Source organism: Chryseobacterium sp. UF-81 (assembly GCF_058245105.1).
Window position 1 is genome coordinate 456178 of the sequence record NZ_JBSIBX010000002.1, and the last position, 22589, is coordinate 478766.

General features: G+C 37.3%; 24 protein-coding genes. 18 read left to right on the top strand and 6 right to left on the bottom strand.

The window, feature by feature from the left end; all coding sequences use genetic code 11:
• Positions 1 to 687 (top strand): SMUG2 DNA glycosylase family protein, encoded by a 687-nt coding sequence (locus AC4IFE_RS05150; RefSeq protein WP_490755356.1) that lies wholly within the window; start codon positions 1 to 3, stop codon positions 685 to 687.
• A gap of 74 nt (positions 688 to 761) precedes the next feature.
• On the opposite strand, the gene AC4IFE_RS05155 is transcribed toward AC4IFE_RS05150, so the two are convergent.
• Both AC4IFE_RS05155 and AC4IFE_RS05160 read right to left on the bottom strand, forming a co-directional pair.
• Positions 762 to 1583, bottom strand: a complete 822-nt coding sequence (locus tag AC4IFE_RS05155) for a T9SS type A sorting domain-containing protein (protein ID WP_490755358.1) — start codon at positions 1581 to 1583, stop codon at positions 762 to 764.
• 26 nt (positions 1584 to 1609) lie between these two features.
• A complete protein-coding gene (locus tag AC4IFE_RS05160; protein ID WP_490755359.1) occupies positions 1610 to 2158 on the bottom strand; it encodes a phage tail protein in 549 nt (182 codons plus the stop codon).
• A gap of 267 nt (positions 2159 to 2425) precedes the next feature.
• Between AC4IFE_RS05160 and AC4IFE_RS05165 the strand changes: the two genes are divergently transcribed.
• From AC4IFE_RS05165 to AC4IFE_RS05175, 3 genes are all read left to right on the top strand, one after another.
• Positions 2426 to 3190: an enoyl-CoA hydratase/isomerase family protein gene (locus AC4IFE_RS05165; RefSeq protein ID WP_490755360.1), complete on the top strand. Its 765-nt coding sequence runs from the start codon at positions 2426 to 2428 to the stop codon at positions 3188 to 3190.
• Positions 3191 to 3950: 760 nt separating this feature from the next.
• Positions 3951 to 6899 (top strand): SusC/RagA family TonB-linked outer membrane protein, encoded by a 2949-nt coding sequence (locus AC4IFE_RS05170; RefSeq protein ID WP_490755362.1) that lies wholly within the window; start codon positions 3951 to 3953, stop codon positions 6897 to 6899.
• A 9-nt stretch (positions 6900 to 6908) separates the two neighbouring features.
• Entirely contained in the window at positions 6909 to 8429 is a 1521-nt protein-coding gene (locus AC4IFE_RS05175; RefSeq protein WP_490755364.1) for a RagB/SusD family nutrient uptake outer membrane protein, read from the top strand.
• Between the two features lie 80 nt (positions 8430 to 8509).
• Here AC4IFE_RS05175 and AC4IFE_RS05180 read toward each other — a convergent pair whose 3' ends face one another.
• Complete coding sequence (locus AC4IFE_RS05180) at positions 8510 to 9022, bottom strand: hypothetical protein (RefSeq protein ID WP_490755365.1); 513 nt, start codon at positions 9020 to 9022, stop codon at positions 8510 to 8512.
• 168 nt (positions 9023 to 9190) lie between these two features.
• On the opposite strand from AC4IFE_RS05180, the gene AC4IFE_RS05185 reads away from it, so the two are divergent.
• The 8 genes from AC4IFE_RS05185 to AC4IFE_RS05220 all read left to right on the top strand — a co-directional run bounded on the left by AC4IFE_RS05185 (position 9191) and on the right by AC4IFE_RS05220 (position 13921).
• A complete protein-coding gene (locus tag AC4IFE_RS05185; RefSeq protein ID WP_490755366.1) occupies positions 9191 to 9808 on the top strand; it encodes a hypothetical protein in 618 nt (205 codons plus the stop codon).
• A 61-nt stretch (positions 9809 to 9869) separates the two neighbouring features.
• On the top strand, positions 9870 to 10160 hold the full coding sequence (locus AC4IFE_RS05190) for a winged helix-turn-helix domain-containing protein (RefSeq protein WP_436807287.1): 291 nt from the start codon (positions 9870 to 9872) through the stop codon (positions 10158 to 10160).
• A 64-nt stretch (positions 10161 to 10224) separates the two neighbouring features.
• Complete coding sequence (locus tag AC4IFE_RS05195) at positions 10225 to 10515, top strand: hypothetical protein (RefSeq protein WP_490755368.1); 291 nt, start codon at positions 10225 to 10227, stop codon at positions 10513 to 10515.
• 79 nt (positions 10516 to 10594) lie between these two features.
• Positions 10595 to 11080 (top strand): Coq4 family protein, encoded by a 486-nt coding sequence (locus AC4IFE_RS05200; RefSeq protein WP_490755369.1) that lies wholly within the window; start codon positions 10595 to 10597, stop codon positions 11078 to 11080.
• Between the two features lie 9 nt (positions 11081 to 11089).
• Positions 11090 to 11386: a hypothetical protein gene (locus AC4IFE_RS05205; RefSeq protein ID WP_490755371.1), complete on the top strand. Its 297-nt coding sequence runs from the start codon at positions 11090 to 11092 to the stop codon at positions 11384 to 11386.
• Between the two features lie 44 nt (positions 11387 to 11430).
• The gene (locus tag AC4IFE_RS05210; protein WP_490755373.1) at positions 11431 to 12804 is read left to right on the top strand and encodes a DUF4153 domain-containing protein; all 1374 of its coding nucleotides are present in this window, start codon (positions 11431 to 11433) and stop codon (positions 12802 to 12804) included.
• A 5-nt stretch (positions 12805 to 12809) separates the two neighbouring features.
• Positions 12810 to 13349, top strand: a complete 540-nt coding sequence (locus AC4IFE_RS05215) for a hypothetical protein (RefSeq protein ID WP_490755374.1) — start codon at positions 12810 to 12812, stop codon at positions 13347 to 13349.
• A 59-nt stretch (positions 13350 to 13408) separates the two neighbouring features.
• The gene (locus AC4IFE_RS05220; RefSeq protein ID WP_490755376.1) at positions 13409 to 13921 is read left to right on the top strand and encodes a hypothetical protein; all 513 of its coding nucleotides are present in this window, start codon (positions 13409 to 13411) and stop codon (positions 13919 to 13921) included.
• Positions 13922 to 14002: 81 nt separating this feature from the next.
• Here the strand turns inward: AC4IFE_RS05220 and AC4IFE_RS05225 are convergent, their stop codons facing one another.
• The 3 genes from AC4IFE_RS05225 to AC4IFE_RS05235 form a co-directional block, all read right to left on the bottom strand.
• On the bottom strand, positions 14003 to 15655 hold the full coding sequence (locus AC4IFE_RS05225; protein WP_490755377.1) for a S8 family peptidase: 1653 nt from the start codon (positions 15653 to 15655) through the stop codon (positions 14003 to 14005).
• A 112-nt stretch (positions 15656 to 15767) separates the two neighbouring features.
• The gene (gene dtd, locus AC4IFE_RS05230; protein WP_490755379.1) at positions 15768 to 16217 is read right to left on the bottom strand and encodes a D-aminoacyl-tRNA deacylase; all 450 of its coding nucleotides are present in this window, start codon (positions 16215 to 16217) and stop codon (positions 15768 to 15770) included.
• A 3-nt stretch (positions 16218 to 16220) separates the two neighbouring features.
• Positions 16221 to 16676 carry a Rieske (2Fe-2S) protein gene (locus AC4IFE_RS05235; RefSeq protein WP_490755380.1) on the bottom strand — a complete coding sequence of 152 codons (456 nt, stop codon included), beginning with the start codon at positions 16674 to 16676 and terminating at the stop codon, positions 16221 to 16223.
• A gap of 110 nt (positions 16677 to 16786) precedes the next feature.
• On the opposite strand from AC4IFE_RS05235, the gene greA reads away from it, so the two are divergent.
• The 6 genes from greA to AC4IFE_RS05265 all read left to right on the top strand — a co-directional run bounded on the left by greA (position 16787) and on the right by AC4IFE_RS05265 (position 22577).
• On the top strand, positions 16787 to 17257 hold the full coding sequence (gene greA / locus AC4IFE_RS05240; RefSeq protein ID WP_490755382.1) for a transcription elongation factor GreA: 471 nt from the start codon (positions 16787 to 16789) through the stop codon (positions 17255 to 17257).
• A 60-nt stretch (positions 17258 to 17317) separates the two neighbouring features.
• A complete protein-coding gene (locus AC4IFE_RS05245; protein WP_490755384.1) occupies positions 17318 to 17707 on the top strand; it encodes an HIT family protein in 390 nt (129 codons plus the stop codon).
• A 66-nt stretch (positions 17708 to 17773) separates the two neighbouring features.
• On the top strand, positions 17774 to 18961 hold the full coding sequence (gene clpX / locus AC4IFE_RS05250) for an ATP-dependent Clp protease ATP-binding subunit ClpX (protein ID WP_490755386.1): 1188 nt from the start codon (positions 17774 to 17776) through the stop codon (positions 18959 to 18961).
• A 76-nt stretch (positions 18962 to 19037) separates the two neighbouring features.
• Positions 19038 to 21005, top strand: coding sequence for a T9SS type A sorting domain-containing protein (locus tag AC4IFE_RS05255; RefSeq protein WP_490755388.1), 1968 nt, complete (start codon positions 19038 to 19040; stop codon positions 21003 to 21005).
• 5 nt (positions 21006 to 21010) lie between these two features.
• Positions 21011 to 21223 (top strand): signal peptidase, encoded by a 213-nt coding sequence (locus tag AC4IFE_RS05260; protein ID WP_490755390.1) that lies wholly within the window; start codon positions 21011 to 21013, stop codon positions 21221 to 21223.
• Between the two features lie 61 nt (positions 21224 to 21284).
• Positions 21285 to 22577, top strand: a complete 1293-nt coding sequence (locus AC4IFE_RS05265) for a peroxiredoxin family protein (protein WP_490755392.1) — start codon at positions 21285 to 21287, stop codon at positions 22575 to 22577.
• Positions 22578 to 22589 lie beyond the last annotated feature (12 nt).

Below are 22589 nucleotides of genomic sequence, written 5' to 3' on the forward strand. Positions count from 1 at the left end.
ATGGATAAAACTTTTGCTGATAAAGTCATTCAGTTTAATGAAAATCTCGAATATACCGGAGAACTTCCTGAAACGTTTCAGGCATTGAATCCGTATATGGACAATCCGGAAACCATGACTGTCATGCGGGAGTTTTATCACAAATATTATAATGATCAGAACCGGAGAAAATTCATCATCGGGATCAATCCCAGCCGGCATGGAGCAGGAGTGACAGGTGTACCGTTTACTGATACCAAAAGGCTGGAGGCTGTCTGCGGAATTAAAATGCAGTCGGCCCGGACCCATGAAGTTTCCTCCGTTTTTATATATGATATGATCGCTGAATATGGTGGTGCAGAAGAATTTTATAAAGATGTTTATATCAATTCACCGTTTCCGCTGGCCATTGTCAGAAAAGCAAAGACCGGTTGGCTGAATGCGAATTATTATGATGATAAAAAACTATTTGAAGTCGTCAGAGAATTTATGATTGATTCTCTGAAAAATCATATCAGTCTGGGTGTGGATACTTCAGAGGTCTTTATTCTTGGCAAAAAGAACTCACAATTTATTTCGGCACTCAATAAAGAAGCTCAGCTATTTGAAAAAATGACCGTTCTTGAACATCCGAGATACATTCAGCAGTATAAAACAAAAGAAAAGCAGCTGTACATCGACAAATATATTTCAGCATTGAAAAAATAAAAATTCCCTGAACAATCAGGGAATTTCTCATTTATGCATTAGAATCTTTTCGGGTACAAATCATTTATAAAAATTTATTTTTTAATGATCCTTGAAGATCCTGATGGAGTTTTGATCATATAAACACCATTTGGAAGTTCCGAGATATCTGTTTGATTGGTTCCCTTATTCATTTCAAAGCTTTTAAGCAGTTTGCCATCCTGGCTGTAAATTTCCGCCTTTGTATTTTCTTCCGTTTTAATCGAAAGCGGTCCGTTGGTAGGGTTAGGATAAACAGCTAGTTCGTTTTTAGCTGTTTTAACTTCATCAGTTGCCAGTACAATACCTGTATCTTTTACCCAGGTAAATGCGTCCAGACCTACATAGGTATAGGCCCCGCCTGAAGTGATCCGAAGCTCATCAATAATAATGTTCGAATAGTTTTGTCCATTCAGATTGGTTAAATCAATTAAAGTATACCCATTGGTTGAACCCAGAGATGTTACAAAACCAGTCGTCTTGGTTTGGGTGAATTTAGTGACCCCTGATAACTTTCCGGTTACGGTAAGATTTCCAACAACATTTTGATTTAATGCATTATTAGAAAGGAATATCCAAAATCGGTTTACTTTAAATAAGTTCGCTGTGGTCTTGATACTAAAAGAAGCATCAGTGGCAACAGATCCGGAATTATCAATATATCTGTTATCATTAGCTGTCCCGTTCCAGCCTGTCCCCGGGTAGTTGGCCTGAATATCAAAAGTTCCTACATAAGAGATAACATTGAATATTACTCCGTTATCTGTGAAACTGAGACTTCCGTGAGATTCCGTTTCAAATTGCTCCGTACTGGTCTGTCCAAAAGAAAATAAGGAGATGAACAGACTACAGATGGTTAAAAAAATAGATCTTTTCATGATTTAGGTTTTAAATAGGTTATTTTTTAGCCACGTGGAGGATAAATTCCCTCTACACAAATGATGTAATTAAGCCCTAAATAAGGCGGCATATTATTCATCGGAATATTCTGTCCGATGTAGGATATAGATCTTGCATTAAGAGCGGTATCAGGATCAGCCTGTACAAAACTTGGAATCGCCGTAAAATCCCTTCCTACCTGGTTCCCTGTAATAGCAATAGATGTGTTAACTGACGGAGCGGGCAAAGTTGCATTGGCATTGGCCACTTTCAGCTGAAAGCCGGATCCAATGCTTGGAAGATTTTGTGCCATGATCGTATTTTGCGGAGTCCCTGCCATTACTCCCAGAGGATAATATTCATTACTGTTCACATTTCCGGCGCCTATGGCCATCCTTCCCTTTAGGTTTGGAAGGGCGAAAGTAGTGACTCCGTCACCGCCGTAAATGGTTCCCAAAATTGAAAATAATGCAGAATTGCTTGAAATACTTAATAAGCTTCCGTCACAAAATAACCAGCCTCTAGGGGCAAAATTGCCTGCAAATAATTTTACAATTCCAATGTACTCTTCCATGATAATAGTTTTTTCAGTTGTTAAAATTTCCTACTCTCTTTTGGCTTTTCGGATTTCGCCTGTGTCGTTAGTTTTATGAGTCAAAGGAACAATATATAAAAGGGGATTACTAGAGTAGAAAATACCAAATTAGGAAGTCCGTATTTATACGTAACGGATCTCTGTATTTCCTTTTTACAGAGAATTTATGCGACAAAAAGAACAGATATTATATGGGAATGTTTAAACTGTAATTAGTATTTTTGTAATAATCCAATTAAAATAAAAATGAACGAATTCGTAGTATCAGAAATTAAAAATAATATCGCCGGAATTACCTTCGGAACCCCAAAAAGTAACTCGCTTCCGGGAGCTATTTTAGAAAAGCTGGCACAGACCATTATGGATGAAGGAGCTAAAGAAGAAGTAAAAGCTATTTTAATAAAAAGTGAAGGTGAAAAAGCATTCTGCGCAGGAGCCAGTTTCGATGAGCTTTTAGCTATTGAAGAGCTGGAGGCATCTGCAAAATTTTTCGGTGGATTTGCAAAAGTTCTGAATGCAATGAGGAATTGCGGTAAAATAGTAGTGGTAAGAGTGCAGGGAAAAACAACAGGTGGAGGAGTAGGAATTGCCTGTGGGGCAGATTACTGTTTTGCCACTAAGGATTCGGCATTAGCGCTTACAGAAATCAATTTAGGAATCGGACCTTTCGTGATTGGGCCTTACGTGGAAAGAAAAATCGGGAAATCACAGTTCTCTGCAATGGCTATTGATGCCGATTTCAGATCTGCAGAATGGGCAGAACAACACAATGTTTATCATTCCGTTTCCGAAAATATTGAAGAAATGGATAGCAAACTGGAAAAATTTTTACAGACTTTAGCTTCGAGGAGTACTGAGGCGTTAGCATTAATTAAAAAAGTATCCTGGGAAGGTACAGATCATTTTAATGAACTGATGCCTGCCAGAATTCACATGAGTGCAAGTCTTATTCTGGAAGATTCTGCCAAAAAGAATATTGAAGCGATCAAGGAAAGGTTAAAAGTAAAATAATAGGTATGGCCTGAAACTTTCTGATTATTACAGCTCTCAACATGGATACAAATGGTTGTATTTTTATCCTGAGCTGAAGTAAACTGATCCTTTTATTGAAAAACTCTTAAAACCCTGTTTGAAAAAGCAGGGTTTATTTTATTTTTTATGAGAACCAAATCAAAAATTGATTTACAACTTTCCAGCCCGTTTACATTGTAACGGTTAAGATATTGCCTTAAAAAGCGTTGCTAAACCAAGTTAATACACTTGGCTTGCTTAAAAATGATAAAATAATTTCATTTCTATAGGACTTCGTGGTTCAAATATCATTTTATCATCAGTTGTAACGGGTGTAATTATCCGTATTTTAATTGTTTTTGTACTGCATTTATACTGCTCTTTAACTATTTTCCATGTGTATTGCGTTGAAAATTAACATTTTGTGTAATTGCAGTTAAATTGCAGTAATGTGTTTTTTATATTCAATTATTACTTTCGAAGGAGTGCCGACATATGCTATTTACAATATAGCAGTTAAAGCAATTTTACATTAAAAACATTTAAATTAATTATGATGAAAAATTACATGTTTCCTTTTATTTTTTCACAAAATAGATGCTTCTCAAATAATACACTAGTACATTGTTATACTCAGCCTCCTGAAATTAAAGACACGGAAAACGGATTTAACCCGGAATCTTCCAAACGCATTATAGGATGGGATTCAAATAATTTTATTTATTAACATAATTGTTAGGAATATTAAAAATTTAATATCATGAAAATAAGATTGTCAATTCTGTCTACTGCTGTTCTGTTCTTTGCAGGACAAATGGTTGATGCACAAAGTAAAAAGAAAGATACGATAACCAAAGAAAATGAAATTGATGAAGTTGTCGTAGTTGCCTACGGGACTCAAAAAAAGGAAACATTGGTAGGAGCTAATACTGAGGTAAAGGCCAAACAATTTGTTGATCGTCCCCTAACCAGTATAGGGCAGGCAATTGATGGGGCAGGTCCCGGCATACAGATAGCTACAAGTGCGGGACAGCCGGGAAGTAGTCCGGATATTCGAATCAGGGGTATCGGTTCCTTTGGGATTTCAACACAGCCTTTAATTGTGTTAGACGGTGTGGTATTTACAGGAGCATTGTCTGCCATTAACACAAACGATATTGCGTCTTTCAATATTCTGAAAGATGCGGCGTCAACATCGTTATATGGTTCTTCGGCGGCTAATGGTGTAGTGCTTATTACCACAAAATCAGGTAAAAGGGGGGCTGATGTCCTGAATTTTAATATGAGTACAGGGTATGTAGGAAGAGCAATTCCGGAGTATGACAGGGTCGATGCCAATCAGTACTACCCCTTAGTTTGGGAATCGCTCCGAAACGGAAGGCTGACAACTAATCCTGCAGACGGTATTGCAGCAGCCAATGCCTATGCAACAAGCACTTTGATCTCCGGGGTTTTGAAAACGAATGTATTTAATGTTCCGGATGACCAATTGGTAGTTGACGGTGTCCTGAATCCTAATGCCCGATTGAAATATACAGACCTGGACTGGCAGAAACCACTGATGAAGACGGGGTTCAGGCAGGATTATGATTTGAATTACAGTGGCGGAAATAATAAGACTACTTACTTTGCTTCAGTAGGTTACACCAATGAGATAGGATATATCATCAAGTCAGATTTGGAAAGGTTTACTGCTAGGCTTAAAGTTGATTCTCAGATTAGAAAGTGGCTTAAGTTAGGAACAAGCATTACCGGGAATTCTTCCAACGGTAATAATTCTATTGATGGTGAAGCTAATGATACTGGTTTAGGTAACCCGTACAGATGGACCAGGACATTGGCCCCTATTTATAGTCCTTATGCCCATGACCCGGTTACGTTTGCCACCCTCTATGATGCCGCCGGAAATATCATGTATGATCCGGGAAGTGCAAGAGGAGCTAAAGCTGGAGGCGGAAGAAACGTAATTCAGGAGGTTCTTTTAAATAGTGATGTTACCAAGAACTTCTATATCATTTCAAGAGCTTACGCTGAATTTAAAGTAGATCCGTATTTAACCTTATCTACCAATGTGGGGTATGATATCAGAAATATCAGGAGAAGTAAATATGGAAACCGTATTATCGGAGATGTTGTTTCGTCCGGTAGTATTTTAAAATCTACGACCACACTGCAGACCCTTACTTTTAATCAGATATTGAACTATAAACGTAAATTCGGAATGCATAATTTTGAGTTTTTGATGGGGCATGAAAACTATAAATATTTATCTGAATTAACTTCTGGATCCAGAAAGGATCAGAATGTTAATGATAATACTGAGTTCGTCAACTTTATAACTGCTGTTGATATGACATCGCAAACTATCAATTATAGAAAAGAGAGTGTTTTTTCGCGTTTGAATTATGATTATAAATCTAAATATCTTCTCTCAGGCTCCATCCGATGGGATGGGTCGTCAAGATTTAAAGAGGATGTAAGATGGGCTTCTTTCTGGTCTGTAGGGGCAGGATGGAGAATAAAAGCAGAGAAATTCTTAAGCAAATCAAATACAGTCAGCGAACTTAAGTTGCGAGGATCTTACGGTGAGGTTGGAAATGACCAGACTAACAGTTATTATATGTACCAGAGTACATTTTCATTAGGATATAGTAATGGAACAGAACCGGGTATTTTGTATAATTATCTGGCAGATCCTTCCATTACCTGGGAGGGTAACAAGCAAACGGATATAGGATTGGATTTTGGTTTTTTTAAGGGCAGAATTACAGGTACTGTGGACTATTATAACAGAATTACGGATGATTTGATCTTTGCAGTGCCGCTTCCGGTATCCAGTGGTGTTCCGGGATACAGTGTTAGCAGAAATATCGGAGCCATGTATAACAGAGGTTTTGAATTGGGAATTAGTGCAGATATCATCAGAAAAAAGAATTTTACGTGGAACGTTAATGTTAATGCTTCAACACTGAAAAATGAGATTACCAAATTGGCGGATGGGATTAACACTATCAATACCGGTAACAAACAGATTATTGTAGGGAGCTCAATTTATGATTATTGGTTAAGACAATGGTATGGGGTGGACCCTGCTGACGGTTCCCCGTTATTTTTAGTTGATGATGCTTATGCAGGCACTCCTGCATCCGATATCAGAACAGTTAACGGAGCACTGGTAACCACCAACTTTAATAAAGCTAAATTTGATTATTCAGGTACGGCTATTCCGGACTTATTTGGAAGCTTCGGAACTTCAGTTACCTATAAGCAATGGTCTCTGTCAACCATGTTTACCTATCAGTTGGGTGGAATGACCTATGACTCCAATTATGCTGCTTTAATGGCCAGCTATCCGGAGGGAACTAATTTAAGCACTGATATTCTGAACAGATGGACTACTCCGGGACAAATTACGGATGTTCCTGCTTTAAATTCTTCTACAGCTCCAAATTCAGATGCGGCATCAAGCAGGTGGCTCGTGAAATCAGACTTTATTACTTTCAGACAGGCCACATTAAGTTACGGTTTCAAGCCGGAAAGCCTTTCACAATATGGATTGACTTCCCTGCGGTTAATGTTGTCAGGAGAAAATCTCTGGAGTAAAACTGCAAGAAAAGGATTGGAGCCGTCTGAAAATTTCAACGGCAGTACTCAGAATAGATATACCCCGTCAAGAATTATCACATTAGGATTAAGTTTATCATTCTAAAAATACATTATGAAAAATATTATCAGACATTATAAAAAAATTGCAGTATGCTCTGCAGCCCTTATATTTTTTGCTGTAAGCTCATCCTGCAGCAGCGATTATCTGGAAATAGACCCTGCTACGGCAATATCTGAGCAGACAGCATATTCCAGTGCAAATGGCCTTATGTCCATTATCAGTGGGATGCACAGGGATATGTATGTCCGGCAAAATAGCACCCAGCCGGAAAATGGGCAGGGAGGACTTATGCTTACGATGGACGCGATGGGAGAGGACCTCGTTTTTACCTCTACTTCCGGAGGCCAGTTTATATCGGCGGCTAGGTGGGTGGATCCGGTTAATAATGGTACAACTCCCAATTTATATCCTTACCAGTTCTATTATGAATTGATCAGAAATGCTAACCTGGTTATTGCCCATGGGCCAAACGTACCGGTACTTAATACAACTGATGCGGACACGGTAAAAAAGGCAATGGGGGAAGCTTATGCTTTCAGGGCTTTCAGTTATTATATGCTGGTACAGATCTATGGGAAAAGATATATTCCCGGTACAACAAACAGCCAATTAGGTGTTCCTTTAAGGCTAATAGATGATGTAGCCCCAATGGCAAGGAATACGGTAGAAGAAGTATATGCCCAGATTAATAATGATCTTACTGAAGCGCTATCAAGGCTTAGTAGTGTAAGAACTTTCAAATCACATTTTAATGATAAGGTGGTATTGGGCTTAAGAGCCAGGGTTGCTTTAACGCAGGGGAATTATGCATTGGCAGCATCTTCTGCCAAACTTGCCAGAGCCGGTTTTTCTTTAATGAGTAATACTGATTATATCTTAGGATTTAAAAATGGCAGTTTAGAAACTAATGGAGAATGGATGTGGGGTTCTACAATATCTGTAGTGGAACAAAGTGATGCCGCTAGTAATTTTGGAGCTTACATATCCAGAAATTATACCTCTATAAGTGTTCGGCAGGCACCTAAGGCAATGAATAAAAAATTATATGCGATGTTTCCTGCTACAGATGTAAGGACCCAGGTGGTAGATCCTACAGGAGCACATACTGCACTTGCCTTACCTAGCACATATTTAAAATTCCCATACACAAGTCAAAAGTTTTTGTGTTTAACCATCTCAGATAGCAGGGTGGATGTACCTTATATGAGAGCTGCGGAAATGTATCTTATTGAAGCAGAAGCATTAGCCAGATCTAATGATGAGGCGGGTTCAAAGATAGTGTTCAATCAGCTTGCAAAAAACAGAAACCCTTCTTATACAGGTGCAACTACTACCGGAGCAGCTTATATTACAGAGATTCTCAACAGCAGAAGAATAGAGCTTTGGGGTGAAGGATTCAGATTCCTGGATCTTAAAAGACTGGGTCAGGGGTTAGACAGAACAGGAGCTAATCACTCTTCTGCAGTAATTAATAGTGTATTTACAGTCCCTAATACAGATAATAGATGGCAGTGGCTGATTCCCAAAGATGAGATCAATGCCAACCCGCTTATTGAACAAAATCCATTATAAACAATCTTCAAATTTTAATATTTTTAATTAGAATCCTGTTTTTCTGCAGGGTTCTTTTTTATTTATATCAATTTAATCATTCAGAACTCCCGGATAGAAAGAACCTTTTTACCATATTTTAAATACGTAACTTCTACTTTTGTTCCTGGCTGATACCGGGAATAAACTTCTGGTTCAACCTCAAGCCTTACCTTATCATTTTTAGATTTCCCTGCCAAAGTTAAATATTCTCCATAGTCTGTTTTGTCGCGGTTAATAATAATGCTTGTCAATCTATTTTTTCCATGGATTTTATCTTTTTTCCAATTTCGTCTGTCATAGCCGGTTACTAAGAAAGAAATCAGATAGGCGAAACCAAACAGCGCCAATCCTCCGGCGGCAAATAAAATATAATCATAGTATTTGAATTTGCTGAAACTTTCTATACTGAAAATAGGAATTGCCATAGTAAAAAGTGTACAAAAAGCCAGTATAGTTGGTAATAATTTAGCCAGTTTTTTTTGACCTTCTTCAATTTTTTTGATCTCCGTATCACTCAAGGGAACATTTTCCTGTAATTGTATTTGAGAATAGTCTATTAAAACTTCGGTCATAGCAGGTTATTTGAATGTTCATAAAACTTTTTGAGGATACCACTCAATTCTAATTTCTTAAAGTTAAGAATTGTATTGAATTTGATGAGAAAAAAAATATTACTAAAATGTAAAAAATAATTGGCAGATTGAAAATAAGTTATAACTTTGTAATTCAAAGTTCTTTTTATGGATTCGAAAAACTATCACGAAGACTTATCCCATATCCGTTCCATGATGGAGCGGTCTTCCAGATTTATTTCATTGAGCGGACTGTCCGGAGTTTTTGCCGGCTTGGCTGCACTGATCGGTGCAGGATACGTTTATTGTATTTTCCAGCGGGAAGGAATTGATTACTTTGACGGCGACAGAAATTTCTTTGGCCCGGCATTGGTCCGGGAACTGGTAATTGTAGGAACTGTAATTTTACTGACAGCCGTACTGAGCGGATATATTTTCACAGCCAATAAAAGCAAAAAGAAAGGCCTGAAAATATGGGACAGTACAACCAAACGTTTGCTGTTAACATTTGCCGTTCCATTGGTGACAGGTGGGATTTTTTGCCTTGCGCTTCTTTTTCACCATCTGTTTGTATGGATAGCTCCGGCTACATTAATATTTTATGGTATTGCCCTGGTCAGTGCAGAAAGATATACTTTAACAGATATTAAATATTTAGGCTACTGTCAAATTGTTCTGGGATTGGTTTCTCTTTTCTTTTTAGGATGGGGGCTTGTATTTTGGGCCATCGGTTTTGGGATTTTACACATTGTGTATGGCTTGATCATGCATAAAAAATATAAATAAAGATTAAATTTGCAGCTTTTTCAGGGGCATATTTCTCTAAAACTGCAGTTAGCAACTTGTTATGATAAAGATAAATCAACTCAATAAAGAATTCGAAAGCCGTGTGAGATTGGGTATAATGTCCGTTCTTATGGTAAACGACTGGGTTGACTTTTCTGAAATGAAAGGACTTTTAGATATCACAGACGGCAATTTGGCGAGCCACAGCAATGCTTTGGAGAAAGCCGGATATATTGAAGTGAAAAAGGAGTTCGTAGGCAAAAAGCCCAAAACTTCTTATCGTGTTACACAGAATGGAAGACAGGCTTTTAACGAACATCTGGATGCTCTTGAAAAATTATTGGGAAGGTAATCTTATATTTTTTTGAAAATCAACTTTGAAATACAAAGTACTTTATAAATTTAAAATTAAAAAAATGATGACACTAAAACAAAAAACAGTTCTTATCTACGCTGCACCCGCAGTTTTATTATGCATTCCGTTATTGGGGAATATTTTCTCTGAAGAATTCGACTGGTCACCGGGAGATTTTGTAATCGGTGCCGTTTTGCTTTTTGGAACAGCTTTTATAATCGATTTGATTCTGCGGATCGTTAAAAACAAAACGTACAAAATCCTGTTAAGCGTAGCCATTCTTATATTGCTGTTGCTTGTCTGGGCAGAATTGGCAGTAGGCATTTTCGGAACTCCTTTCGCCGGAAATTAATAGTATTCTTATGATTAATATTCCCATAGCCATACTGTATGCTGTAATAGGGCTAAATCTAAACTAAAAATAAAACCTTATGAAAAAAGTACGTGTTCAATTTCTGCTTTTTGTCTATGATAAAACCCAGAAACTTTACAGGAAATATTTTAAAAAGAAAAAAAGACAATGGCAGTTCAATGAAGAACAGCTGCTGAAATTTCAGGAAGATTCTCTCGGAAGAAAACTGGGGGAATTCTATAAAAAGCACGGATTCTCAATGATTCCCAAAATGGAAAACCATGATGTACACCATCTGATCACCGGATGCGGAACCCAATTTGAAGACGAGATTGCCATGCAATATCTGCTTCTGGGAAACGGTAAGCTCAATGCCCATCTCCTTGCAGCAGTTGTATTGGGAACATTTATTCTTCCGGAATATCTGAAATTATATAGGCAGGCATACAGAAAAGGGCAGAGCATGAGACCATTTTATCACTGGGATTTTGAAAGCCTGCTGTGGCAGAACTTCGACCACCTGAAGGATTATATTCAGCAGAAAGAAACGCCAGCATTATATTAAAGATCGGTCATGAATAAATTGAAATTCAGTACGCTTGGCAGAAATACTTTTCTGATCTCTTTTATTTCAGGGACTTTATTACTGGTATCTTATCTTGTAACAGGTGCAGATTTTCTGGTAATATCCGGATTCTATTTCGTGATCATTGCAGCAGTGGCCAATATCTTTATTCTGCTGTATGAGCTTTTAGAATTCCTGGCCAATATTCCTGATAGAAAATCCTCAGGAAATTCTGTACTGCTCCTCCTGGTCAATATTCCCGTCACCATTCTCTATATCTGCATCCTCTTTAATTTCGAATTGTAAATTCTTCAATTCTTGAATCTTTAAATTATCAAATCTTTTCCATCATGAAAACACATCATCATATATTTCTTACAGCCGCTTTGTTTGTTATTGTCTTCTACGATCAGGACATGGGACTGAATCTCGGTATTCTGGGTATTGTCTACGCATTGCTGACCCTGTTCAAAACTCCGGAGAGAAACAGGACAAGAACTTTTCTGATGCTTTTCGTTACAAGTATTCTGTCAAGTTTAGCTTTTGCATGGTTCAGAGACTTTCCATCCCTGCTGGCGGTTGTAAGTTCCCTTTTGTTATTAGGATATCGCTCAAGAAACAGGGAACTGAAAATACTTTTCCTCATTCCTGTATTTATCATCAACAGCTTTACCTCACTTTTCCGTTTTTTCAGCTTTGACTCCTGGCTGCCGAAAAAGAATGTTTCCGGGGTATGGCAAAAAACCTTAGCGTTCATTATTATTCCGCTATTGTTTATCTCTATGTTTTTCGGGATTTATTCTGTGGGAAGTGATCATTTTGCGGCTGTTTTCAGAGATTATGAGCTGGATATTAATATATGGCAGGTACTGGCTCTTTCAGTTTTGGGCTTTTTCATTGCTTTTAATTACTGGAACTATGCAGTGGAAAGGTTCATTTATAAAAAAAATCATCTGCTGGATGATGATTTTCAGGACAGCAATACAATTCAGAAGGCCACCTATTCCTTCCTTGATCTGGATGCAGAGAGAACCAGCGGTGTTATTTCTTTCTTTTGCCTGAATATTTTACTCATATTTTTTATTATCACTTACAACTATGAGCAGTTTTATGAAGTTTCAAAAACGCCTGTACAGCTTTCAGAAGAAACTCATGAAAGAGTCAATGCTGTCATCATGTCGATCGTTATGGCAGTATTGGTCATTATGTTCTATTTTAAATCCAGCTTTAATTTTGATCCTAAAGCTCAGCTGATGAAAATTCTTGCCAGGATCTGGATCATTCTGAATGCTGTTCTTGTATTTTCCGCTGCCCTGAAAAACTACGAATACATTATCAGTTACGGATTTACTTATAAAAGGTTGGGTGTGTTTGCGTTTCTTCTCCTGGCGGTGATTGGATTAGCCCTTACTTTCATTAAAATTCAGAAGAAAAAAAGAAATGCATTCCTGTTCAATACAATGACCTGGTATTTTTATGGAACAATTTTGGCTTGTAGTTATGTGAACTGGGGCGGAATGATCACTTCCCAGAATATGAAACGTAAAGATTTTGTGGTAAACTATCACCTGGAACAGATCAACTTCAGTGAGAAAGGACTGCTGAAGTATGCAGAAGAAAAAAATGATCCGCAGCTGAAAAAGAAAGTGCTGGAAAAAGTTAAACTAGAAACCTCCAAACCTTTCCTTTCAAAGATCCTTTACTTTGAAACATTAAAAGAGTAATTATTATGAAAAAATCCTTATTGTTAATTCCATTGATTATCATTTCATGTAAAAAAGAACCAGCCGTAACGGAAACCGTGAACAAAGATTCCGCTGTGGTTACAGAAATGCCGGATTCTGCCACAAAAACAGATTCTGCTGCCCTTAGAAAGCAAGATTCAATCATTAACAATGCTCCTGTCACCAAAGAAGTATTACGGAAAGGTGTGATGAGAAGTGAAAAAGAGGGCCAGATCATAAGAACGGCAGATGCATTGCAGCTCCCTTTCACATTGGGAGAAGAATTTACAAAAGACGGTCAGGAACTGGTTTTAAAACTGACCCATTATGACAAACCTACTATTAAAGCTAAAATTTCAACCAATGAAAAGAACTTTAATATTAGATTCAACCAGATCAGGCTGCCAAACGGGGATTATGACGGGCCATTCGGAAGAGAAATTACCTATGAGACCAAAGGAAAAGGTGAAGTATGGCTAATTATAGGAAAAAGTAATATGGCTTCCGGAAACACAAAAGGAGGGTTTAATGTAAGTGTTGAATAAGATTAACCATTTTGGTATAATTTCTGCAAACTCAAATATCAATACTAAAGTTTAAAATTATGAAAAATATATTTTTAATGACAGCAGCAGTTTCAGCAGTAGTAATAAGCTGTGGAACTGTACAGTCACTGGTTCAGAATACATTCCCTTATACAGCCAATGTTTTGGTTTCTACAGGAGTGCCTGCTGATAAAGAAGTTTCATCTACGGCTACGGCCACCAATGTACAGACATGGTTTGGAGGAAATAATAATGCAAAGATCAAAGATGTAAGAATCTCCGATGCCAAAATCTCTGTAGCTTCTCCTTCAGGTGGAAACCTGAGTGCACTTAAATCCGTGAAAGTATATGTTTCTTCCAACGGAACAGGCGAAAAGCTTGTAGCATCACGTTCCAATATAACAACGGATTCTTCCAGCTTAAATCTGGATCTTAATGATACAGGATACCTGGATGAGGTGGTAAAAAGTACCGGCCTTACGGTAAGAACAGTTTATGAGCTGAAAAACCAGACAAGTTCGGATATGACGCTTAAAATAGCACTTAATTTCAATAGTGTTCCTGCGCAATAATTTATGCAATTCTATATCAAATAATGAAGCGGCCTAAAAGTAGGCCGCTTCATTGCTTTTTTAATTTATGCATTAAATGTATTATAATTTAGTAAATCTTTCAACCACTTTTTTGGGTCCTTCAGTGATATTTATGATATACTGACCCGCTGGCAAATGAGAAGTATCGATCTTTTCATCAGATGACACAGATCCTTTTACAACGGTTTGTCCATACATATTGATAATCTCAAAATCCAGCTTTTGACCTTCATTGCCATGAACAGCAACATAGTTGGTAGCAGGATTAGGATAGATTTTTATTTCCAAAGGAAGCGGGATTTCTCTCTTATTTGTAGTAAGGAATAAATTGCTTTCCAGTTGCAATATGGCATTCTTTACATTAGGAAAAGGTCCTATTTTCTGGCCAACAACAGTACCGCCCTGAGGAATTCCTGTAGATATTAAAAGATTTTTCATAGCAGCCGGACTTAAATACTGCCCCGTAGCCTGACGATAATAAGACTGAATTAAAGTAGCCGCAGATGCCACAACAGGCGTAGCAGAGCTTGTTCCGCTAAAATAATTGTACGTTCTGTTGTTATCGTTGTCATATTTTTGATAAGAGCCATATCCCGCTGCTAAAACATTGCTTCCCCAGCCCTGTACATCCACTCTGTTTCCGTATGTGCTGAAACTTAGCTTAGAATGGGTAGTATTTGGAGAACCTGCTCCTACAATAATCGCTCCGCTGTTCCCTCTTGCATTATAAGCCGCATAAAAAGGATCATCCAGGTTTTGATTCCCGTTTCCTGCTGCTGCAATGATGATAATTCCCGAGTCTGTAGCTGCTTTGGTTAAATCCCAGATCACACTGTCATATTCAGCTGGACAATACTGACCATCTTTTCCACCTGTCTGCATTTCATATAAAATAATATCACCCGCCTGTGATGCATTGATTGATCTGCTTACTGCTGCAGCCCTGTTGTAGCCTACAGTCGTCCACTCCATATATCCTTTGATCTCAGAAGCACCATAAGCTGCACCGGAAAGTCCGATATTATCTTTTACAGAACCTAAAATGCTGACCACAGCTGTTCCGTGATCCCGGTAATTATTGCCTGATAAACCCGAATTAGGCGAATATCCGGGCTCCAATTGAATTGAATTTTGATTAGCAAGCATCTCGTGAGTCTTATAAAATCCGTATTCCACATCACGGATGCGGATATTCTGACCTGTAATTCCTCTGGACCAGGCATATTTTGCATTGATCCCAGGGTTGTCGTTGAGGTAAGTCTGAAGGCTTTCAAGATCCGGAGTAGTTACGAAAGCTTTTACGAATGGCGGCTCGATAGGAGTGCTGCTCATTACAGAAACATATTCTACCTCCGGAAATTTTTCAAGAGTTCGGACCAGCTGTTCGGCTTCCTCTTCACTTTGTGAAGGCAGGTTCACCTTAAAAATACGCTTCAGTTTTTCGACTGACTCACCCGAATTACCGTTTGCCCTGCTGTTTTTGATCATTTCCTCAAGCTTCCCGTCACTAAAACCAAGATCATTAACGAATGAAATTTCATTTGTTTTAACAAATTCTGCTAATGCCGGATTTTTATCAAGTGCTATTTTCTCAGAATGAATATCTTTTGAAAAACACACATAAATGTTACGGTTCAGCTTATCATTTTTCTGACCGAAGGAAATGAAAAAAATAAAAATAAAGAATGTGAAAAGTCTAATTTTTGTTCTCATAATATTATTTTAAATGGTTGTTAACCAAATATATAATTTTAATGAGAAATATTAATCACTTTTTTGTGAAATTAAATTGATATTTATTTTTTTAATTATATTCTGTTATTTTTCAACCTTTAGTAATCGAATCCATAACAATTGTTACAGGTCCGTCATTAATCAGAGAAACTTTCATATCTGCACCGAAAATTCCGCTCTCCGTTTTTAAACCTGATCTGGCCAGTTCCTCTTTGAAATAATCGAAAAGAGGAATGGCTTTATCCGGCTTTGCGGCTTTAATGAAAGAAGGGCGGTTGCCTTTTTTATAATCTGCAATTAATGTAAACTGGCTGATGCACAGGATCTCTCCCGAAGTGTCCCTCACAGAAAGATTAAGTTTGTCATCCTCATCACCGAAAATTCTTAGATTAAGGATCTTCTGGACAAGCCAGTCTGCATCTGTTTTTTCATCATTTTCATCAATCCCGGTGAGCAGCATCAATCCTTTTCCAATTTCCCCGACAACCTTTCCATCTACTTTTACATGTGCTTCAGAAACTCTTTGTATAACAACTTTCATTTTTTAGTAATAGATATTTAAACTTTTGGTAGAAGGATCATAGTTGTAAGGATATGTTTTGGGTGGCAGTGAAGTAGCGGCTCCTGATTCCGGCTGGCCGGTTCTCAGAATCCAGCGGGTATTGTCTTTGGGGCACAGAATGCTGATATTGTCTTTTACCTCAAGGGTAGTATTTACATCAGGACAAATATGGGGGGCATTCCTGTCGTACGCTTTGAAATTATCTCCAACCCGGACCACGATCAGTCCTCTTGTTCCGGCTTGCTGCTCGTTTACATAAATCCAGCCTCCATCATAGTTGAGATTGTTATAAGCGGGTAGATTCAGGTTTAAGGTTACGTTTACAGGATTGTTCGGGAAACAACTCACGGTATCTTCTCTGCTTCCACAAGAGTTTATGGTTAAATTACTGAAAATCAGTAGTATTAAAAAAGATAGGATTGAAAAAGTTTTTTTCATTTCAATTTAAATTTTTATATATTTGTAAAAGTTAAACGATTATAACACGTAAAACATTGTCCGGCAAATGTCGGATTATTTTTTTATACCAAAACTAAATTTCGAAAATTATGGCAAGCTATGTAACAAAGGTGGGACAAGACAAAATGAAAGCTGAGCTGGAACAGTTAGAAACTGTGGAAAGACCAAAAATTACCCAGCAAATTGCAGAAGCGAGAGATAAAGGAGATTTATCTGAAAATGCTGAATATGATGCTGCTAAAGAAGCTCAGGGGATGCTTGAAATGAGAATTTCCAAGCTGAAAGACGCTATCGCAACTTCCAAGATTATAGACGAAAGTCAATTAGATACTTCAAAGGTTTCAATCCTTACCACTGTAAAACTTAAAAACAATGCAACCAATCAGGAGCAGGTGTTTACATTGGTACCAGATAACGAAAGCGACCTTAAAACAGGAAGAATTTCTGTGAATACACCGATCGCAAAGGGATTACTTGGAAAAGTAATAGGCGAAACGGCAGATATTACATTGCCAAACGGAAATAAACTGTCTTTCGAAGTATTAGACATTACACTATAATCTAAGTAAGTATATTCCGGACTCAACCTTCTAATTTCTAACCTTTAACTTCTATAAAAAATGAGCAGTATATTCACAAAAATTATCAATGGTGAAATTCCCTCATACAAAATTGCTGAGGATGATCATTTTATAGCAATCCTTGATGCAATGCCTTTGGTGAAAGGACATACCCTGGTAATTCCTAAAAAAGAAGTTGATCTGATCTTTGATCTGGAAAGTGAAGAATATAAAAACCTTTGGGGATTTGCACAGCAGGTCGCCAAAAAGATTAAACATGCTGTTCCCTGCGTAAGAGTAGGAGTGGCTGTAGTAGGGCTTGAAGTTCCACATGCTCACATCCATCTTATTCCTCTAAACAAGATGGAAGACATGAACTTCAGAAATGAAAGACTTAAATTAACAGACGAAGAATATAAAGAGATCCAAAACTCAATTATTAATTCTTAAAGCATAAAATCGTAAAATCGTAAAAAAGAAATTTTTTACGATTTTCTTTAACATATATTATATAGTATGAATTCAAACCAATGTTCTTTCTGCGGCAGAAAAAGAAATGAAGTACAGATGCTTATTTCCGGGCAAAGTGGCTTTATCTGCGAGAACTGCATCGAACAGGCGCATGTTATTGTAAAAGACAGCGTTTCTAAAACAGGATCTTCTCCTGCAGCAAATATAGACGAACTTAAGAAACCGAAAGTGATCAAGGAATTCCTTAACCAATATGTAATTGGGCAGGATCAGGCCAAAAAGCAACTTTCGATTGCAGTATACAACCATTATAAAAGACTGCTTCACGCTCAGGACGAAAACAGGGAAGTAGAGCTGGAAAAATCAAATATCATTATGATAGGCGAAACCGGTACAGGGAAAACTCTCCTGGCAAAAACCATTGCAAGAGAGCTGAACGTTCCTTTCTGTATCGTAGATGCTACTATCCTTACGGAAGCCGGCTATGTGGGAGAAGATGTGGAAAGTATCCTTTCAAGACTTCTCATGGTGGCAGACTATGATGTGGAAAAGGCTGAAAGAGGAATTGTATTTATTGATGAGATCGATAAAATTGCAAGAAAATCAGACAATCCAAGTATTACAAGAGATGTTTCCGGGGAAGGTGTACAGCAGGGATTGCTGAAACTTTTAGAAGGGAGTATTGTGAATGTTCCGCCTCAGGGAGGAAGAAAACATCCGGATCAGAAATATATCCAGGTCAATACTCAGAACATTCTGTTTATTGCAGGAGGTGCTTTTGACGGGATCAAAGAGATCATAGAAAGAAGAATGAATAAACAGGCCATAGGCTTCAGTTCAGAAAAAATTAATAAGACTGACGAAGAAGAATATATATTGACCCATATTAACGCAATCGATCTTCGTTCTTTTGGTTTAATTCCTGAACTTTTAGGAAGATTTCCAATCATTACTTACCTTGATAAGCTCACCAAAGAGACCATGGTAAGAATCATGAAAGAGCCTAAAAACTCCATTATCAATCAATTTGTAGAACTCTTCAAAATGGATGGCACGAATTTGGTATTTACTGATGGCGCTATTGAAAAGATTGTAGAAGAGACCATCGAAAAAGGATTGGGAGCCAGAGGCTTAAGAGGAACAACTGAAAAAGTACTGGAGGACTACATGTTTTCAATAGGTGAAGAGAAAGAAATTATATTAACGGAAGATAATATTTTTGTTAATAAATAAAATATTTTTTTTTTCTTTAAAAAAAAATCTTACCTTTGCGGGTGAAGATTGTATTAACACACAAATAATTTATACAATGAGAAAAAGTTTATTTGCTATAGGTCTTTTAGCAATTAGTTATTCTGTTCAGGCGCAGATATTATGTCATATTGACACTAATGCTAATATGTATGTAAGCGATGGTACCCTAGTTTACAGCGGTGGAGGTGTACAGACAAAAGGAAATGGCCTTTTGGATGTTCATGGAAACGTTATGGTTGTAGGTGCAGCTGGAGATGCTTTTAAAACAATTGATGCTGCCGGTGCAGATAAAACCGACGGTGGAAATATTGTTTTAAGGCTGAACAATCCGGGCTCCTATGCTACTTCTACTTACGGACAACTTTACGTTGATGGTTTAACACAAGCCAATATTACCGGAGTTGTTAGTAAAGAATTTAGAACTGATAGGCATGGTAACGGCAATTATTTCCAACAAATTGCTCTCCCTTTCTATGGAAAAACCCTAAGTACTTTATCAACTGAATTTGCCAAAACCTTTAATACCGGCAGATATAGTAATCCAATTCTAACATGGGATAATACTGGTGCAGTATCTAACCATTTTACAAATTTATCATCTCTCACAAGTGATGGTACAGGATACTATATGTTAAAAGTTACGAACAATGACTTTAGTACAGCTACCCCACCGGCAAGTATGGCAACTATTGCTCCTACTCCTACAGGTTCTGTATTTACAGTTAATGGTAGACCTTACACTACAGTAGGTTCTGTGACATTACAAAACGGTGGTAATGTTAATTTCGGCACTGGAGGAACGGCTATTAATCCTCAAAATGAGAGATATAATACCTATCTTCAGGATTCATTTGAGGTTACTGCAAGTCCATGGTTAGGAACATATGGGAAGAATTTCTATCAGTATGGGAACCCGTATCTTACCAATTTAGATTTAACTAAAATTGGTTATGTTGAGAACGCAGGTGTTACTGATGGGAATAGCGTGGGTAATATTTGGGGAATTGAATATTCACCAGGTACTGTACAAACGTTATCCTCAGGATCTACGTATGCTACGGGAGCACTAGTGACAACATTTAATCCAGATGGAACGCCAGTAGGGGATATTGGGCTTATGATCAAGCCGATGCAAACGTTCAAATTAAAGTTGAGAACTAATGTTCCGCAAACTTTAAATTTTAATACATTAAGACGTTTTAACTCAACTGCAAGAGCAGCTGCTACTGATTACAGTGTAACAGCAGCTAGAAATGGTGCAAAAGACAGCAGGGGTACGGTAAAACAACTTGGAGTAATTGGCTTAGATGCCACAGGAAAAGAAATCGCGAGAACATATTATGTGGTTTCTCCAACAGCAACAACCGGACACCAGACATCTATTGCAACCACTGTTCAGGCTGCTAATAGTTCAGGAAACATAATCGGTACATTTGAAGAAGCTCTTACTGGTGGTTATGATAATAACTATTCAGGACAATATTGGTTATATATTAATGAAGCCAATGAAAGTAACTTTAAAGGTAAAAATGTTAAACTGGTAAATTACGATACTAATAAAGTAAAGTCTTATAAATTTGAAATAAGAGAAAATGGAGAGTTAGTTCCATCAGGAACTCACTTACTATCTGCAGGTATCGGCTTTTATTATAAAGCATCAAACGGCACTTTACAAGCTGCAACGCAGAACGGTACAGCACCTAATGCTGTTACTGAATATGATTTATATTATGGTGAGCCAAGCAATGTGGTATTAGCTGCAAAAGAAAAGGTTGCTACACCTTCAAGAACAATGGTGGTATACAATCCAGAAATTACCAATTACATTGTTAGATTCGATCCAAACTGGAAAAAAGCAGATATTGAAGTTTATGATATGAGCGGTAAACTAGTTATCTCTAAAAAAGCAGTTAATACATCTACGGATTTCGTAATTGAGCTTAATGGAGCAATTAAAAATTCTTATGTTGTAAAAATTGTTTCTGATAAAGGAGAGACTGTTAACACTAAAATCTTAAAATAAATATTATGAAAACTATTAGTAAACTAGTACTTGCTCTTTTCTTTTTCACAGTTCTACTGGTCACTGCACAACCACCTGTTCCGGGAGGTGGAGGTAACGGAGGAAATGGGACTGGTGCTCAAGCCTCACCTATTGACATGTATGTTTATCTACTGTCTATTGTTGCAGTTGCATTTATTATATACTATACAAAGAAATTGAAGAGCCAAAAAGCCTAAAATTTTATTAAAATAACATTAAACTCTCTGATTAGTCGGAGAGTTTTTTTATTTTTACCTTATGAAAAAGATTTATATACTATCTGCAGTATTATCTGCATTTTCGTTGCAGGCTCAGTTTACAGTTACTATTCAGGCTCCTGCAGAATTTAAAGACCAGGATGCCATTCTATATACACTAAACGGATCGAAAGATATAATCGTTACTAAAGAACAGAACAAGAATAATATATGGACCTTTAAATATCCAAACCATTATATGGGGATGATGAAGGTGTATTTTCCGGCTTCAAATAATGCGGTAAGTTTTGTTTCGGAAAACAAAAATGTAAGTATTAAAATGGATGTGCAGAATAATAAGCTTAAGGATGTTATTTATCTCGATGAAGTTAATGATCTGATGAGCAAACAGCAGGAAGGATCGCAGAAAAAAGAACTTATTCTTCCGGCATTAGCACAGATCAAAGAATATTATAAGGATAATACTGAGTTCGGAAAAGCGCTGAAAAGTGAGATAGAAAGGCTTGCTGCAACGAGTAACAGTATTGATGCAGCTCAGCATCCATTTATTTCTTATTATAATACCAACTATAATAAATTTCTGTCCAATTCAACAGATCCTGCTAAAAAGGTCAGTCAGGACGATATTGTTAACTTCCTGGATAAATCCAATGATATGCTTGAGTCTTCTTCTCTTTTAAGACCAGTTTTGGTTTCATATCTTAATTCCGGAGGTAATACGAATGTTGCAGGCTCAGTAGATACTCTTTTAGACCGTTTAAAAGTTGAAACTCCAAGAGGGCAAACCGTTTTGTCGGAGCTGATTGATATTTTTGACGCCTACGATATGACAGAACTCAAAACCAAATATCTTACGCTTGCAAAAAATCTTAAATGCACGATCACAGACAGGTTGGCAACCACTTTAAAATCTAATGCTAATGTAGAGATGGGAGCAGCATTTCCCAATGTTAAATTCCAGTCCCCAGCCAACACATCTGCAAAATCACTGTATGATGTGAAAGCTGATAAGAAAATAATCATTTTCTGGTCATCTACATGTTCTCACTGCGAAAGCGAGCTGCCTCAGCTTTTAGCCAAATACAATGATTTAAAAGCTAAAAACATACAGATTATTGGGCTGTCTTTAGATACGGATAAAAACTCTTACACTCAAAAGATTGCTGCATTTCCTTGGATCAATGATTCTGAATTAAGAGGTTGGAACAGCAGTTATGTAGATACCTATAATGTTCATGCAACTCCCACCTATTTTATTTTAGATGCTAACAATAAGATAATCAATAAGCCAGACCACGTGGGCAATGTTTTGGAATATTTTAAGCTGAAATAATTTTGGTGGTAA

Bases quoted from the DNA above. Each gene is read 5' to 3' on its own strand.
- AC4IFE_RS05160 (WP_490755359.1), bottom strand. From the start codon at position 2,158: ATGGAAGAGTACATTGGAATTGTAAAATTATTTGCAGGCAATTTTGCC.
- AC4IFE_RS05205 (WP_490755371.1), top strand. From the start codon at position 11,090: ATGAATAAATTGAAATTCAGTACGCTTGGCAGAAATACTTTTCTGATC.
- AC4IFE_RS05225 (WP_490755377.1), bottom strand. From the start codon at position 15,655: ATGAGAACAAAAATTAGACTTTTCACATTCTTTATTTTTATTTTTTTC.
- dtd (WP_490755379.1), bottom strand. From the start codon at position 16,217: ATGAAAGTTGTTATACAAAGAGTTTCTGAAGCACATGTAAAAGTAGAT.
- AC4IFE_RS05175 (WP_490755364.1), top strand. From the start codon at position 6,909: ATGAAAAATATTATCAGACATTATAAAAAAATTGCAGTATGCTCTGCA.
- AC4IFE_RS05185 (WP_490755366.1), top strand. From the start codon at position 9,191: ATGGATTCGAAAAACTATCACGAAGACTTATCCCATATCCGTTCCATG.
- AC4IFE_RS05195 (WP_490755368.1), top strand. From the start codon at position 10,225: ATGATGACACTAAAACAAAAAACAGTTCTTATCTACGCTGCACCCGCA.
- AC4IFE_RS05265 (WP_490755392.1), top strand. From the start codon at position 21,285: ATGAAAAAGATTTATATACTATCTGCAGTATTATCTGCATTTTCGTTG.
- clpX (WP_490755386.1), top strand. From the start codon at position 17,774: ATGAATTCAAACCAATGTTCTTTCTGCGGCAGAAAAAGAAATGAAGTA.
- AC4IFE_RS05190 (WP_436807287.1), top strand. From the start codon at position 9,870: ATGATAAAGATAAATCAACTCAATAAAGAATTCGAAAGCCGTGTGAGA.
- AC4IFE_RS05220 (WP_490755376.1), top strand. From the start codon at position 13,409: ATGAAAAATATATTTTTAATGACAGCAGCAGTTTCAGCAGTAGTAATA.
- AC4IFE_RS05245 (WP_490755384.1), top strand. From the start codon at position 17,318: ATGAGCAGTATATTCACAAAAATTATCAATGGTGAAATTCCCTCATAC.
- AC4IFE_RS05200 (WP_490755369.1), top strand. From the start codon at position 10,595: ATGAAAAAAGTACGTGTTCAATTTCTGCTTTTTGTCTATGATAAAACC.
- AC4IFE_RS05155 (WP_490755358.1), bottom strand. From the start codon at position 1,583: ATGAAAAGATCTATTTTTTTAACCATCTGTAGTCTGTTCATCTCCTTA.
- AC4IFE_RS05180 (WP_490755365.1), bottom strand. From the start codon at position 9,022: ATGACCGAAGTTTTAATAGACTATTCTCAAATACAATTACAGGAAAAT.
- greA (WP_490755382.1), top strand. From the start codon at position 16,787: ATGGCAAGCTATGTAACAAAGGTGGGACAAGACAAAATGAAAGCTGAG.
- AC4IFE_RS05150 (WP_490755356.1), top strand. From the start codon at position 1: ATGGATAAAACTTTTGCTGATAAAGTCATTCAGTTTAATGAAAATCTC.
- AC4IFE_RS05165 (WP_490755360.1), top strand. From the start codon at position 2,426: ATGAACGAATTCGTAGTATCAGAAATTAAAAATAATATCGCCGGAATT.
- AC4IFE_RS05210 (WP_490755373.1), top strand. From the start codon at position 11,431: ATGAAAACACATCATCATATATTTCTTACAGCCGCTTTGTTTGTTATT.
- AC4IFE_RS05235 (WP_490755380.1), bottom strand. From the start codon at position 16,676: ATGAAAAAAACTTTTTCAATCCTATCTTTTTTAATACTACTGATTTTC.
- AC4IFE_RS05170 (WP_490755362.1), top strand. From the start codon at position 3,951: ATGAAAATAAGATTGTCAATTCTGTCTACTGCTGTTCTGTTCTTTGCA.
- AC4IFE_RS05255 (WP_490755388.1), top strand. From the start codon at position 19,038: ATGAGAAAAAGTTTATTTGCTATAGGTCTTTTAGCAATTAGTTATTCT.
- AC4IFE_RS05215 (WP_490755374.1), top strand. From the start codon at position 12,810: ATGAAAAAATCCTTATTGTTAATTCCATTGATTATCATTTCATGTAAA.
- AC4IFE_RS05260 (WP_490755390.1), top strand. From the start codon at position 21,011: ATGAAAACTATTAGTAAACTAGTACTTGCTCTTTTCTTTTTCACAGTT.